General features: G+C 43.9%; 14 protein-coding genes. 2 read left to right on the top strand and 12 right to left on the bottom strand.

The window, feature by feature from the left end:
- Positions 1–2 precede the first annotated feature (2 nt).
- Complete coding sequence (locus AC1ECB_RS06205; protein ID WP_485667911.1) at positions 3–608, bottom strand: helix-hairpin-helix domain-containing protein; 606 nt, start codon at positions 606–608, stop codon at positions 3–5.
- A gap of 255 nt (positions 609–863) precedes the next feature.
- Between AC1ECB_RS06205 and AC1ECB_RS06200 the strand changes: the two genes are divergently transcribed.
- Positions 864–2,276 carry a sodium:solute symporter family protein gene (locus AC1ECB_RS06200; protein WP_485667910.1) on the top strand — a complete coding sequence of 471 codons (1,413 nt, stop codon included), beginning with the start codon at positions 864–866 and terminating at the stop codon, positions 2,274–2,276.
- A 21-nt stretch (positions 2,277–2,297) separates the two neighbouring features.
- Positions 2,298–2,723, top strand: a complete 426-nt coding sequence (locus tag AC1ECB_RS06195; RefSeq protein WP_485667909.1) for a HutP family protein — start codon at positions 2,298–2,300, stop codon at positions 2,721–2,723.
- A 98-nt stretch (positions 2,724–2,821) separates the two neighbouring features.
- On the opposite strand, the gene AC1ECB_RS06190 is transcribed toward AC1ECB_RS06195, so the two are convergent.
- From AC1ECB_RS06190 to AC1ECB_RS06140, 11 genes are all read right to left on the bottom strand, one after another.
- A complete protein-coding gene (locus tag AC1ECB_RS06190) occupies positions 2,822–3,517 on the bottom strand; it encodes a hypothetical protein (RefSeq protein WP_485667908.1) in 696 nt (231 codons plus the stop codon).
- Positions 3,518–3,845: 328 nt separating this feature from the next.
- Positions 3,846–3,998: a hypothetical protein gene (locus AC1ECB_RS06185; RefSeq protein WP_485667907.1), complete on the bottom strand. Its 153-nt coding sequence runs from the start codon at positions 3,996–3,998 to the stop codon at positions 3,846–3,848.
- A 94-nt stretch (positions 3,999–4,092) separates the two neighbouring features.
- Positions 4,093–5,058: an oligopeptide/dipeptide ABC transporter ATP-binding protein gene (locus tag AC1ECB_RS06180; RefSeq protein WP_485667906.1), complete on the bottom strand. Its 966-nt coding sequence runs from the start codon at positions 5,056–5,058 to the stop codon at positions 4,093–4,095.
- Positions 5,055–6,038 carry an ABC transporter ATP-binding protein gene (locus AC1ECB_RS06175; protein WP_485667905.1) on the bottom strand — a complete coding sequence of 328 codons (984 nt, stop codon included), beginning with the start codon at positions 6,036–6,038 and terminating at the stop codon, positions 5,055–5,057. The genes AC1ECB_RS06180 and AC1ECB_RS06175 overlap by 4 nt, the downstream gene beginning before the upstream one ends.
- 13 nt (positions 6,039–6,051) lie before the next feature.
- On the bottom strand, positions 6,052–6,891 hold the full coding sequence (locus tag AC1ECB_RS06170) for an ABC transporter permease subunit (RefSeq protein WP_485667904.1): 840 nt from the start codon (positions 6,889–6,891) through the stop codon (positions 6,052–6,054).
- A 3-nt stretch (positions 6,892–6,894) separates the two neighbouring features.
- Entirely contained in the window at positions 6,895–7,911 is a 1,017-nt protein-coding gene (locus tag AC1ECB_RS06165; RefSeq protein WP_485667903.1) for an ABC transporter permease, read from the bottom strand.
- Positions 7,912–7,990: 79 nt separating this feature from the next.
- Positions 7,991–9,550, bottom strand: a complete 1,560-nt coding sequence (locus AC1ECB_RS06160; protein WP_485667902.1) for an ABC transporter substrate-binding protein — start codon at positions 9,548–9,550, stop codon at positions 7,991–7,993.
- Positions 9,551–9,667: 117 nt separating this feature from the next.
- Positions 9,668–10,735, bottom strand: coding sequence for an ABC transporter substrate-binding protein (locus AC1ECB_RS06155; protein ID WP_485667901.1), 1,068 nt, complete (start codon positions 10,733–10,735; stop codon positions 9,668–9,670).
- Positions 10,736–10,757: 22 nt separating this feature from the next.
- Complete coding sequence (locus tag AC1ECB_RS06150) at positions 10,758–11,594, bottom strand: class I SAM-dependent methyltransferase (RefSeq protein WP_485667900.1); 837 nt, start codon at positions 11,592–11,594, stop codon at positions 10,758–10,760.
- Positions 11,595–11,667: 73 nt separating this feature from the next.
- Positions 11,668–12,699, bottom strand: a complete 1,032-nt coding sequence (locus AC1ECB_RS06145; RefSeq protein WP_485667899.1) for a FecCD family ABC transporter permease — start codon at positions 12,697–12,699, stop codon at positions 11,668–11,670.
- A complete protein-coding gene (locus AC1ECB_RS06140) occupies positions 12,699–14,711 on the bottom strand; it encodes a TonB-dependent receptor plug domain-containing protein (protein ID WP_485667898.1) in 2,013 nt (670 codons plus the stop codon). The genes AC1ECB_RS06145 and AC1ECB_RS06140 overlap by 1 nt, the downstream gene beginning before the upstream one ends.
- Position 14,712: the final 1 nt, after the last annotated feature.

Genomic DNA, 14,712 nt, shown 5'->3' with positions numbered 1-14,712 from the left:
GGCTACAACGATATCTTATCTTTAAACTGATTGTATTTGGCTTCCCCAATTCCCGGTACTTTTTTGAGGTCAGCAAGATCACTAAATGCCCCGTTTGCCGTACGAAATTGTGCAATCCGTTCCGCCAGTGCCGGACCAATACCTGGCAGCTTATCAAGCTCAGCCGCAGAGGCGGTATTGATATTAATTTTATCATTAGAATTGCTGGCAGACGCGCCTGAATTAGGAGTACCATTACCAGCAGCAGTAACCGTATACGGAACATTGACTTGCATCTCATCTTTCAAATGCAATGCCAGATTAATTTTGGCAGGATCTGCACCAAAGGCAAATCCGCCTGCCGCAGTAACCGCATCAACGATCCGGCTGCCCTGGGGAAGTTTATATACACCAGGTTTATTCACTCCACCACTAACATAGACGACAACCTCGCTACTTAAAGAGCTATTCGCAGTAGTATTGGCGGCTGGTAAATTTCCTGGAGCAGTTGACACCGCGCTCTCCCCCGGGTCATCAGGGTCTTTTTGCCAAAAGCCATGGAAACTATAGACTACTATCCCGCATGCCAGCAGAACCACAATAAGCAGCTTTTTCTGCAGAATCCCCATATGTCCTACCTCACATTATGCTTTTGACAGTACTATTTCAACATATTGCGTCAATATCCTGCTGAGTTTGTAATATTTGTAAGTCATTTTACAGATATCACCATTGACACTTTTTGCCTAATTGATTACCATAAAATTTGTAGAATTGGTTTTGGCTTGGTAGTGTAGGATGGCAGGATTGTATAGCCCGGAAAGTGAGTAAGTTGTGTGTAACCGGCCAATAACTAGGTTAGGTGTAGAAAGGTAGGATGAAATATGTCGATACAATTTTCAATCGTGGTTCTGTATATTTTTATGCTTTTTGTCATTAGTCTTTACGCCAAACGTAAGGCCGCAGGCGGCAGTATAAACTTTTTATTTGGTGGACGGCAGATGAATACGCTGTTAGTTGCTGCCAATGTTACCGGTTTGGCCGTAGGCGCTGCCTCGACTATTGGCGTTGCTGAAAATGCCTTCACCGCAGGTATTGCCGCCGGTTGGTACAATGGCGCCTGGTCGGCAGGTGCCCTGGTAATGGGCGTACTGGCAGCCGGTAAATATCGTGCAATGAACTGCACTACTATTCCTGAATTATTTGAGCGCTATTATGATAAAAAAGGCCGTGTAATTAGTGTTATTGGTTTAATTACCATCCAAGTAGTCATAACTTCCATGCAATATCTGGCCGGCGGAGCGATTTTATCTTCTCTGCTGCCCGAGATCTTCTCTTTTACCGGTGGGATGATTACGAGCGCCGTTGTTTTCATTGGTGTAACTTTGATCGGCGGGTTATGGTCTTCAGGCCTATCAAATGTCGTTAGTATTATTCTTATCTATATTGGTGTTATTACGGGAACCATCATGACCGTAAACCAGCAAGGTGGGTTACCCGCCATCGCGGCCAAATTACCGCCTGGCACCGATTGGTTTGGCCCGCTCGGCGGTCTGGGACTAGCTACTATAATTGCCTGGTTTGCGGTCATGATTACTCAGTCAATAACGGCGCAGGGCCCGGTACAAATTGCTTGTGGCGCTGCTAGTGCCAAAGCTTCAAAACACGGTTTTATTTGGGGCGCAGTCCTAATTTTGCCGATTGGGTTCCTTTGTGCCGTCATGGGTCTTGCCGCCAAAGTAGCGATGCCTAATGTTCAGGCAACCTTGGCAATGCCCAAGATTATTATGGGACTTGATCCCATAATCTCCGGTACCACCCTTGCTGCCTTATGGGCAGCCGATGTATCAACAGCCTGCACCCTGCTGCTCGGCGCGGGCACCTTGTTTTCCCAGGACATCTATAAACGCTTCATCAACTCTGAGGTTACGGAGAGTAAATATGTGATAATTAATCGCGTAACCATTTTAGCCCTTGGGGTTATTACGCTATGGCTGGCCTTTAATGCAGTAGGAATTTTGAAAACTTTATTACTGGGCTTAAGCTTAACAACAGCTTTTACACTTGTATTTCTCGCCACCCTCTTTGCACCAGGCTTATGTCGCCGGAGTTCAGCTTTCTATACAACACTTGCCGGCATCCTGGCTTTGCTAGCGTGGCAGTTCATCCCTGCAGTACGAATATTTGCTCACCCCATCTATTTAGAATGGTCAGTCTGTTTGCTGACCTTTTTGACAGTGGCACTCGTTAATACGCGAAAAATTACTGCTAAAGCAGCCCCGTCCATTCCGGACTAGTAAATAACAGGAGGACACGTAATGCATGAGGATATAACCAGTATTGATGTCGGACGAGCTGCTTTGCGAATGGCGATTAGTGACAGCCGACAAGATGAACAAGCTGTCCGCCAGTTGCTTACAAAACAAAACATGCAGGCGGTAGCCGTAGATTTTGGTGGCGAGTTTATTCCCTCAGTGAAAAAAATTATTGAACGGGCGGCTGTGGCTGCCCAGCGTCAAAATTTAGTACCCTCCAATCATATCGGCGAAGGTGCTGTTGCCGGTGCTGTGCATGACGCCTTAGAGCAAATTGCCACTAAAGCAGTAGGCCTTAATGTGGGCGGCAAAATTGGCATCGCACGTTATGGCGAGCATCTTTGCGTCGCTGTTTATTTTGGGGTTGGCGTATTAAACCTAAATGAAGTTGCCATCGGACTTTCTCATCGATCCTTACCATTAGGCTAACAAAAAGAAGGGTGTCTCAAAATAGGTTTTTTACCTATATGAGGCACCCCCCTTTTTTGTTTTGGTAAGCAACGAGCACGATGGCTTACTACGTAAAATTAAAACTTGCTCTCTATGCCAAAATAAACCCCTTTCGTGACTAAATCTAAACCTTTAACTGGATCCTTCCAAGTATCAAATTCGTGATTCTTAATGTTTTGGTATTTTGTATATCCATATCCTAAATTAAAATTCGCATGAGTTAATCCAATCTTATACTCTTGAAAATCATGACCAGCATCAGCCTTGATATAAGCATTTGTTTGCTTCGTTAATTCCTTTTCTGCAATAAAACCAATAACCGCCGTATTTTTACTGATGTTATCCCTTGTAACTGCCGAAAGCGGATTGTCAGTATGATAACTCCAACTCCCTGAGGTATGCCTTATACCAGCAAAAACAGCAACATTGTCCGCTATTTGTTTTTGAATGTTTAGATTAATTGAATCCAACTTTGGCCTTGTATATTGCTGGCGATTATCATCGAAAAAATCATACCGGTAAGTACCAACACCTATATTCACGGCATAATTGTTTTCGGAGCCAACATTTACGCCGTACTCCAAGGCGTAACCATCGACGTTTCTATCTTCATGCCAACCATGTCCATTATATGTTTCTTTGTTATGTGTATTTTGGTAACTAAAATCTACCTGGATATCACCCGGGGCAATGTTTACATGGGGAGCAGCTACAGCAATATTGGATATTAAAAATACCCCTGCAACCCCCAAAAATATAGCACGTTTTACCATAGAACTTACCTCCGCCTAATTTAAACTTTATTTTATTTTACCATAATATATACTAGAGATAAGTTAAAGATTACCTAAAGATTCCGAATAATGACTACTTACGAATCACTGACATTCGCTGTTGCGTTTGCTACGTTGATAGTTTTGGTTATAAAAGCAAAGTAACCGCCCTGGCTCAATAGTGCGGTTACTTTCTTTAATCTCGCATTTTGGGCTAACCGTTGGTTAGGCAACCCAAGGCTGGCATGTTAGAGCATGTCAGCCCTTTTCTATATTGTACCTAATTAAAGAAAATTATTCAAGCGTATTGCTTAGATATTTTTTGGCGTTAGTCAAAACTCCCTGCTGCCAGCTTTTGTTCCTGATAAGAAGGCCCCACCACTGAGAAAGGCCTGCCAATGACCGGCACAGCGCCAATTAACTCCTTTATATAAGGATGCAGCGGCTGCAGCATAACATCCTCTACCGCTCCCAGCTCCACAAAATTTCTGCTCCATAATCCAGGCTCCTCGAGGTAAATAGTTACAATTATACCATATTATACAGATCTCATTTGCAGAATACTTACACTTAGTTCACTCAATATTTTCCATCTCCAAACAAGCAACCTGGTGTCCTAAAGCATATTCCTGCAACGTTACCGTTTTTTCCAAACAATGTTTCTTGGCCAGCGGGCATCTTGAGTAATACAGGCAACCGGCAAAACTCCCTGCTGCATGCTTTTGTTCCTGATAAGAAAGATCAACCTCTGATAAAGGCCTGCCAATGACCGGCACAGCGCCAATTAACTCCTTTGTATAAGGATGCAGCGGACGCAGCATAACATCCTCTACCGCTCCCAGCTCCACAATTTTCCCGAAATACATGACGGCAACCCGATCGGAAATATACTTGACAACAGATAAATTGTGAGAAATAAAGATATAGCTAAGACCTATGTCAGTTTGCAGTTGCTGCAGTAGATTCAATACCTGGGCTTGCACGGAAACATCCAAAGCCGAGGTAGGTTCATCTAAAATAAGAATTTCAGGATCGTTTATTAACGCACGGGCAATTGACAGGCGCTGCCGCTGGCCGCCGCTGAATTCATGTGGATAGCGATGCAGATGTTCTTTTGACAAACCAACTAATTCCAATAGTTGTACTACTTTTTCATCAATTTCACAGGGCTTCCATTTCCCTATAACCCGCATAGGTTCTGCCACGATTTGCCTCACAGTAAACCGCGGATTTAAGGATGAATAGGGATCTTGAAACACAATTTGAATACGCGAGCGCAAGGGGCGCAGCTGCGCCTCAGAAAACTGAGCAATATCAATACCAGCAAGCAAAATTTCGCCACTTGTCGGTTTTTCCAAACGAAGTATCAGGCTGGCTAGTGTGCTTTTCCCACAGCCGGACTCGCCGACAATCCCGAGTGTTTCCCCTTTGTACAGCGTCAGGGAAACACCATCGACAGCACGAATGGTCCGCGTCTTTTCTAATATAGACCTTTTGGTAAAATGTTTCTCTACCATTTTTAATTCCAGCAAATTGGTCATTGGTATCTCTCCTTGGAAGCTTGCCAACAATTAATGCGATGGTTTTCCGGCAATGTTATAGCAGCCGGTTTTTGTTTGCTGCAAACTTCCTGGCGTTCAGAACACCGTGGATGGAAACGGCAGCCGTTCACAACTGCCCGTACATCAGGAACAGTACCGGGAATAGACGTTAATGTCCGGCTTTTGGTAGAAAAATCAGGAATTGAATGCAACAACGCCTTAGTATACGGGTGCTTTGGATCTTGCAGAATGGTTTCGACCCTGCCACATTCGACAATTTCTCCGGCATACATTACAGCTACTCGCTGACAAAGCTGAGAAATAACACCCAAATCATGAGAAATGAAAATGGCTGACGATCGCGAATTTTTAACTGAAGCACGTAACAGGCGCAGAATTTGCGCCTGAATGGTTACATCCAGGGCGGTTGTTGGTTCGTCGGCAATTAACAGCGAGGGTAAACAGGACTGGGCCATGGCAATCATTACCCGTTGCCGCATACCGCCGCTTAATTCATACGGATAACTTTGAAAAATCCGCTCAGAATCAGGTATATGTACTGCTTTGAGCATGTTCAGCGCGTGTTGGATGGCCTCTTTCCTGGTAATGGCCTTATGGGTGCGAATAATATCAACAAACTGTGACCCGATTGTAAATACCGGGTTCAGGCTGGTCATTGGTTCCTGAAAAATCATTGCCATCTCTTTGCCGCGAATAGCTTGCATCTGCGCCGGTGTCTTGTTTACTAAATCCTGTCCTTTAAACAAAATCTTTCCGTCGGCAATGGCTTTGCTGCCACCTGGCAATAGCTGCATAATAGCTGCGGCAGTAACTGATTTTCCTGAACCTGACTCACCGACAAGTCCGAGAATCTCGCCGGGAAACACGTCAAAACTGATATCATGCAATACCCGGCGTATTTCACCGCCTGACAGCAGCTCCACGGTTAAATTCTCTATCGATAAAATGGTTTCTTTCATACTGTTCTCCTGTTCAGTTTTTCGAGCGGGGATCAAGCAAATCCCGAATCCCATCGCCTAAAAGATTAAAACCAACTACAGTAATAAAGATTGCTATGCCGGGAAAGGCTACATACCACCATTGGTCAAGCGCATAGATTCGCGCTGTACTAATCATGGCCCCCCATTCCGGTGTTGGCGGTTGGGCACCAAGACCAATGAAGCTAAGAGAAGACGCAGTCAAAATGGCTTCCCCAATACCAAGCGTAATCTGAATCAAAACCGGTGCCAGGCTATTGGGGATAATATGACGAGACAGAATCCAGGCTGGGGATGCCCCAAAAGTCCGGGCCGCTTTAACATAAGGCTTTTCTTTTAATGACAGCACCTGACCGCGAACCAGCCGCACATATACAGGAATCTTTACAATGGCTACGGCCAACATGGTATTATACAGGCTGGGTCCAAGGGCAGCAGCCAAAGCCATTGCCAGCACAAGAGAAGGGAACGACAGCAAAATATCAGTTACCGTCATAATTACCTGATCAAGTAAACCACCCTGATAGCCGGAGATACTGCCGACAATTGTTCCCACAACCGCTGCCAGCAAAACAATATAGAGGCCAACCTGGATTGAAATGCGACAGCCATATACTACACGGCTGAAAATATCCCTACCGATCTCATCTGTACCAAACCAGTGCGCAGCACTTGGGACCTGCAGTTTATTGACAATATCAATAGCGACAGGATCATAGGGAGACAATACCGGTGCCGCCAAACCAATAAATAACATGACCAGCACAATAATGCAGCCAATTAGGGTTAACGAATTTCTTCGCAAAATCGAGTAGACCGAACCAAAAGACTTCATGGATTATTCAACCTCCCGAATTTGCGGATCTAACACACGATATAATAGATCAACCAGTAAATTTATCAATACATAGCTGAGAGCTACTACCATCGTAAAGCCCATGATAGCGGGAAAATCCAGGAATGCAACTGAGTCAACTACATATTTTCCCATCCCCGGCCAGGAGAAAATGGTTTCCGTAATAATAGCTCCCCCCAATAGTTCACCAAAAATTAGTCCGGCAACGGTTATGGTGGGAAGCAACGCATTTTTCAATGCATATTGACAAATGATTTTGCGATTAGAAAGACCAAAGGCTTTCGCAGTACGAATATAATCCAACGATAATACCTGAATCATACTTGCACGAACCTGGCGGGCTATAACAGCCAATTGTACATAGGCCAGACAACTTGCCGGCAAGACTAAATGTTCAAAGGCACTTACTACCACTCTGCCATCGCCGGCCAGCAGTCCGTCAAGCAAATATAACCCCGTTACCTGCGGCGGCGGTGTGAGAAATGTATCCAATCGTCCGGAAGCCGGGAATAATTGCAGCCATTTATAAAAAACAATCATAACCAGCAACCCTGACCAAAACAACGGGGTCGATACACCCAACAGAGAAATAAATCGACTCACATGATCCCCCCAGCGGTCTCGCTGCACTGCCGCTAAAACACCAAGGGAAATTCCAATAAGTAAAGTTAGCAGCATACTAACAAGTGTTAGTTCTAAGGTCGCCGGAAAGTATTTTTTTAGTTCACTGGCTACCGGTTGTTGGGTTCGAATGGATGTTCCCATATCACCATGCAGCAAATCCCCGGCATAGCGGAAATATTGTACATAAATCGGCTGATCCAGACCAAGATCCGCCCGTATTTTGGTCAATGTTTCCTGGCTGGCCTTTTGTCCGGCCAGCATCCGTGCCGGATCACCGGGAATCACATGCGATATGGCAAACGTAATAACAGATACACCCAAAAATACAATCAATAACCGTGGCAGCCTTTTTATAAAATATCGCAGAATAAACATTCCGGACGTCCTCCAACATAATGGTTACGGGCAGGAGTTTCCCTGCCTGTAACCCGCTAAATTTAATTATGACTTACGCTTAATTCTTTTTCATTGATTCGAAGTTGTACATATTTTCCAGCATAGGATTAAATACAAAACCTTGTACATTTTTCCGCATAGCTGTCATAATATCGCTTTGGAATAATAAGATATAAGGCGCGTCCTCTAAAACGATTTGTTGGGCTTGCTGATACAATTTGACACGTACCGGCTGCTCGCTGATGCGTTCAGCCTCCCTCAGCAGTGTATCAACTTGATCATTTTTATAGAAGGCCCGGTTTCCTGACAAACCGTGCATCCGCGAATCATAAAGATAGGTCATAAACATTTGCGGATCAGCATAATCAGGGCTCCATGCGCCAAGACAAAGATCAAAGTCTGCTTTATCTACCTTTTCACGGAGCGTTGCCCATGCAACTTTTTCCAGTTCCACCTTGATACCGACTTTACTCAAGTTATCCTGGATAAGCAAGGCTTCACTTTCCCAATACGCTTTGTAATCCGAGTATAATAATTTTAAAGTTAAGTTGGGACCTACACCGGCTTCTGCTAGTAAATGTTTAGCCTTTTCTACATTTGTACTGTAGCTTTTCAGATTGGCATCATAACCCCAGAGGCCTTCCGGAACAGGTCCTTTCAACTGAATCCCTTTACCTTTGATTGCTCCCTGAATAAGCGTTTGATAATCGATTGCATAGTTTAAGGCTTGTCGTACTTTTACATTATTCAGCGGAACTTTTTTATTATTGATGTATACCAGATTTGCGTTCAAGCTGTGAAATTCTGAAATCTGAATATCGCTTTTTCCTTTAAGTGCATCCAACTGATCAACAGGAATACTTTCGGCAATATCAAGATCGCCATTTTCCAATTGCAGCCGCTGGGTAGACGCATCTTTTATAAATTGAATCAGGATTGTTTTTAATGCTGGATTTCCACTCCAGTATCCTTCCATTGCCTGCAATTTGATATTTTGTTGGCTATTCCATTCTTTTAGATCATAGGCACCACTGCCCATTGTATGGGAAGCAAGATATCCGGAAGCCAAATCACCATCTTTTTCATACTTCATAACAGCCGGATTTATAATGCTTGCTGCGTTGGTTGCCAACGTATACAAAAACGGTGGAAATGGTTTTTCCATTATAAATTTAACGGTATAGTCATCAACCACTTCAACTGTTTTCAAGGTCGGAAAATAATCTGCAGGACCTTTTCGAATTTTTAGCACACGATCAAAGCTGAATTTGACTGCCTGGGCATTAACTGGCGCACCATCATGAAACTTTATGTCTGTGCGCAGTTTAAAGACCCATTCCTTTCCGTCCGGACTAACTGTCCAGGACTCTGCGGCCATCGGTTCAACCTCGGTACTGCTTTTGCCATCCACTGTTTTGTACTTCACAAGGCGATCATAACAAGGATAGGTAATTTTCCATGAGGCATTATCCATGGTTGCTGCCGGGTCAATTGTTGCCAGATCAGCAGCCATACCAATAACCAATGTGTCTTTAGGGACCTTGGCCTGCTCTGCCGGTTTTCCGCCGCAGCCGGCTAATAAAAAGCAGAGCATAACCAGCATCAAAATTTTTTTCATACTAACCCCTCCAATAAAACATATATGAAAAGCTGCCTTCTAAACAGAATTACTGTAAAGAAGGCAGCTTTACCTTTATATTTTTAAAATTTTCTCTAGTTATTCAATATTATCCCTTTAAGGACGTTTGCCGTTAAGTATTTTATCCGCTTCTTCGGCGGAAAGATCATAGTTGTAAAAAGTTTTAAAGAAATCTATTGTTTCCTTAACCATATTGATCTGTTCAAATTTATTGGGGTGTAAAAGCTTGGCCGCCCATTGAATCTGCAATGCTTCTTCCGCACCATAACGATCCCAGAAAAATACCCCTTCCGGATTGATATATACCTTGCCATCTTTTATTGCTCTTATATGTTGCCATGCCGGATTCTTCAATAGTCCGTCAATATTTCCACCTTTCATAAACGCTGTATTTCCCAGGATGATAATATCCGGATTCCAGTTGCTCACCTGTTCCAGCGACACTTCCTTGCCGTTGCCGTCCATGTCCGCCACATTGGTGCCACCGGCTACTTCAATCCAGGAATTTACAATGGTATCTTTGCCATCCACCATCAAAGGAGTCAATGATGTAATATGCAGAACCTTCGGCCGCTGCTCCCGGGGAATTGGGGCTGTTATTGCGGTTATCCCGGCAAGTTTGCCATCCAGATAGGCTATATATTTTTCCGCTCTGTTTTTTGCCTGCTCACCAAGAATTGCGCCGGTAATTCTAACACACTCTTTCAAACTATCAAAATTGGTAAAATGCAGTTGAACAACAGGAATACCCAACCTTGCCAGCGTTCCCGCGTTCTTGCTATTGGCAGTAATAAAAATAATGTCCGGTTTTGCCTTTACCAATTCTTCCATATTGGTACCTGCTGTATCAAAAACAGCTACCGCATTGTTCAACTGCGGATTTATTTTTCCCATCCACGGCCTTTGCGCCGTTGCTGTCGTAGCTACTACCTTGTCACCTTCACCTAAAATACATAGTATAGCGTGGTGCGCAGGCCATGAGTCGGCAATTCGGTCAATTGCTACAGGAATTTTAACTTGTGCCCCACTCATATCTGTGATGGTGATGTCCGGTTTTGACTCCCTTGCGGGTGAATTGGTGACCTGCGCACATCCAGACAGCAAGAATACAATTAGTAACATACTCCCGAGCATTATATTCTTTAGATATTTACTTATCCTCATCGTTTCACATCTCCTGTAGTCTCTATAGCATTATCTCCTCCGGTCGCCACCACATTACAAAAGTCTTAGTCTTTCTTAGAAGTTTAAATCCCCCGTCTTGCTTTGGTATCAAATAACGATCAATATTCCGACGGTATTGCTCTTCAAACTCCGGCAGAATCTCGCCAACAAAATGCAAATCTGCATAGGCCTCTTCTCTGGAAACATAATCCCGCTCAAAGCCGTCGTCCACCACGACAATATTCGGATTTGCTCCCATATCATATACCATATTAAACATAATATTATAGCCAAACATGCGAGCATACGGATCCTGCGGCATTTTTTCCTGCACAATGCCCTCAAGAAAGTCCAGTTGTATTTCCCGAAGACTTGGAGCATTTGCCCAGCCTAAAATATAGACATATTTCCTGGCAATAGCATTGATTTTTACTATATCGGAAAATCCCACTGAGCGTGATGCAATTGCGATATCATGTTTGCCAACATTTTCAACCGCGTCATCTGACAGCCAATTAGACCTTAGCGGCGTAATATTGTCAACGCCTTCACTCCTGGCATTTTCCATACACTTTGCCAGCATCTTTTCGGAAACATCCAGCGCTGTAACACTCTTTACTTTTTTTGCCACAGGAACAGACAATCGTCCTGGTCCACAGCCGATGTCCACTACCGAATCCTCAGCAGACAACAGCATCTGCTCCACCTGGTTCTTAGTAAAATTCTTTTCCAGCTTCGCCATGCCGTCATACATACCGGCAACACTTCCCCAGCGTTTTTTTTGCGAGTCCTCATCCATATTGGCAAAGGGCATCTTCCCGCGCTGGTGCAAAACCTTCCAATTGATCAGTCCATTCATCGTTATGCCTCCATATCATACAAAAATACTTTTCCATAACCACTTGGTCGTAAAGCTGTCATTCTTTCCTCAGTTAAGCCCATCCCTTTCGCGTATTTAAGAGCAAATACAGGAAAAATGGCGCCCCAATTATGGAAGTCAAAATTCCTAAAGGAACTTCCACAGAAAACAAGGTTCGCGCTAAGTTATCTACCATTAACATAAATATACTACCCATAAGGCTTGATGCAGGAAGCAAAATTTTGTAATTAGGTCCCACCAGCAACCGGGACAAATGAGGCACAACCAGCCCCACCAGTCCGATCACGCCGCTAATTGCCACCGCCGAAGCCGTTATCATTGTTGCACAGATCACAACGCAAAATCGCAATCGAACGGTATTTATCCCTAATGCTTTTGCTTCTTCATCGCCAAAAGACATGACATTCAGATTCCAGCGCAGCAATGTCAGCACAAACAATCCTATCAGGATCGGAGCAGCCGCCAGATACACATCACTATCGTTAACAGAAGCCAAACTACCCATCAGCCAATAGGTAATAGCTGGCAGTGTGTTATTGGGATCAGCCACATATTTTATCAACGAAACAAATGAGGTAAATAAAGTTCCTATTATAATACCTGCCAAGATCATCATCAGAATGGTTTCGCCTTTTTTCCCCAACCAGATTGCAATCATGTATGTTATCATCACCGCCAATAATCCAAAAGCAAAAGCAGACGCCTGAATGCCAACCGCATTTAAGGACAGCAATATTGCTAAGGCTGCACCAAAACTGGCACCGGATGTCACTCCTAAAATTCCGGGAGAGACCATTGGATTGCGAAACATGCCCTGATAAGCGGCACCAGCAGTGGCTAAGGCCGCCCCCACCAATATAGCAGCCATAATTCTTGGCAACCTGATTTTTAGCATGACAATTTCCATATCCGCTGGCCAAAATGGTGTCATGTGAATAATTTTTGATACAAGAATTCCAAAGGCAATATCTGGTGCAATCGCATAACGGCCTACCGTGAACGATAAGAAAAATATACCGATTAATATCATGATTAATATGATTATTTTTAATGATTCAGCAGACTGTTCAATTACTTTTGCCATTAAAACTTCTTGCTGAGCTCAATCCCATACTCAGCGCCAGAATCATAATAGTTCATGCCTTTGACATAACGTTGGTCGGTGATATTGCGTCCATATAAAGTAAGTGTTGTATTCTTGTCCAATTCTTTGCTGATGTTGGCGTCGATGGTAGTGTACCCACCTAAGATGCTTGACGCCGTCCAAGTGTCACTCAAATTATTGGCATTTGTCGTACCTGCAAACTTGCTAACATGCAGCAGCATGATATTGGCCGCAATATCCCTGTTTTTATAGTTAAGTGCCAGATTATAGCGGTTATGGGGAGACTGGCTGTCATCTAGCGCATTGCTTGAGGTGAAATAGGAGTAGCCACATTTATAACCGAGCTGATCGGATAAATTGCCATGAAACGCCAGTTCAAATCCTTTGCGCGCCAAATCTTTGCCTGTATAGATGGACGTAGTATTATTATCCGCATCTTTATGTGACCCTACAGCAACCCGGGCCTCATTGATATCATAATAGAATGCTGTCAATGAAGCATTTAGCATTTTATTATAGTTTGCTACAATACCGGCCTCATACTTATAGCGTTCTTCCGGATCAAGTTTTTCATTATTTTCCGTAAGGAGATATTTGCCGGCCGGTTGGCGCGAATATCCCAACCGTGAAGACAGCTTATAGACTGAATCCAGTTGATAAGCACCTCCCAGAGAAAAGCTGGTTGAATCTCCCTCCCATAACTCCCCATAACTATTATCATATGCTATACCACTTCCACTGCCATTATTAAAATATTTAGCCACCCCTTTGGTAATATGTTTTTTATCCAACCGTGCCCCGGCATCCAGTGTCAGTTTATTATTAACTTGCCTTTCCCCGTACAGATAGGTTCCGTACAATTCCTCCTGACGCTCATAGTCGGCCGTTCCCTGCACCCCAGTTGGCGAATGCCACCATATAGCCTGAGTGCCAAACTTCAGCGTATCCCGGCCAAAATTCAGCGTATGCATCAAATTCAATTCGCGAAGGTATTCATTTTCTTCTACGCCTTTTCCTGTTTTCAGCGTAACTCTGGTTGATCGTACCGAACTGTAGCCGAAGCTGAAGGAGGTTGTATTATGTTCATTCCATTGTTTAGCTGCATTAGTCGTGAATAGTGTCGTATTAATGGGATCCCATTTGCCAATAGTGCTTAAATTCATGTAATTGCCATTTGCGTCAAACCAGGCTTGCTGGTCATTCCTGCCACGGTTGACCATCAGTGTCATATCAGCAAACCAGTCCGGGCCTTTGTCGCCGACTTTCAGAAAATAAGTGTCAAAATCCCTGCCGTTATTCCAACCACTCTTGCCGTCGCTCCTGTCTTTCGCATAGCCCATTGTATAATAAGCCGTATCATTGATTTGATCACCATGCACCAAACTCAATTTTTCCGTGTCAAAAGTTCCGTAACTTATCTTGGCTTGGTCAATCGATTTAGTGGCTTTCAGGGTTTTAATGATAATGTAGCCCTGATTGGGAGCACCGCCTTTGCCGAAATTGCTGGCAATCGAAGCCACTGGCCCCATTGTCAGAATGGACGCATCCCTGACAAAGGTGATGGATTCGATAATGTCAACAGGTAAGTTGGCAATTACACGCGAAGCCTGAGTTTCGGGAAAATAGACACCATCAATGATAAACCCGACACTATCGCCACCACGGGTCTCGACTTTGTAATAGCCTTTATTACCCCAGCGCATACCAATAATCCCTGACCCGCTTTCGATTAATTCCATTACATCCTTGGGGTGCATGGCCTCAATTTCTTTCCTGGTAATGATTTCTGTTGCCGCCTTACTGCTTTCTGGAACAGTCAAACGATCGTAACCAGGTGTTGTTTTCTCTTTTTCCGGCTTTGCTGCCGATACCACCACGGGATTCATTTCGCTGTCAGGCACCGGCTCTACTGCAAAGGCTGATGGCGATACAGTGAATAAAGAGGATACGACGAGAGCTGCAATTGCTTTCTTGGATTTTCTAATTTTCATA

The sequence above is a fragment of the Sporomusa sp. 246TCP1 genome (assembly GCF_057319775.1).
Note: the sequence above shows the minus strand (reverse complement) of the source record. Positions and strands in the feature narration are given on the sequence as shown.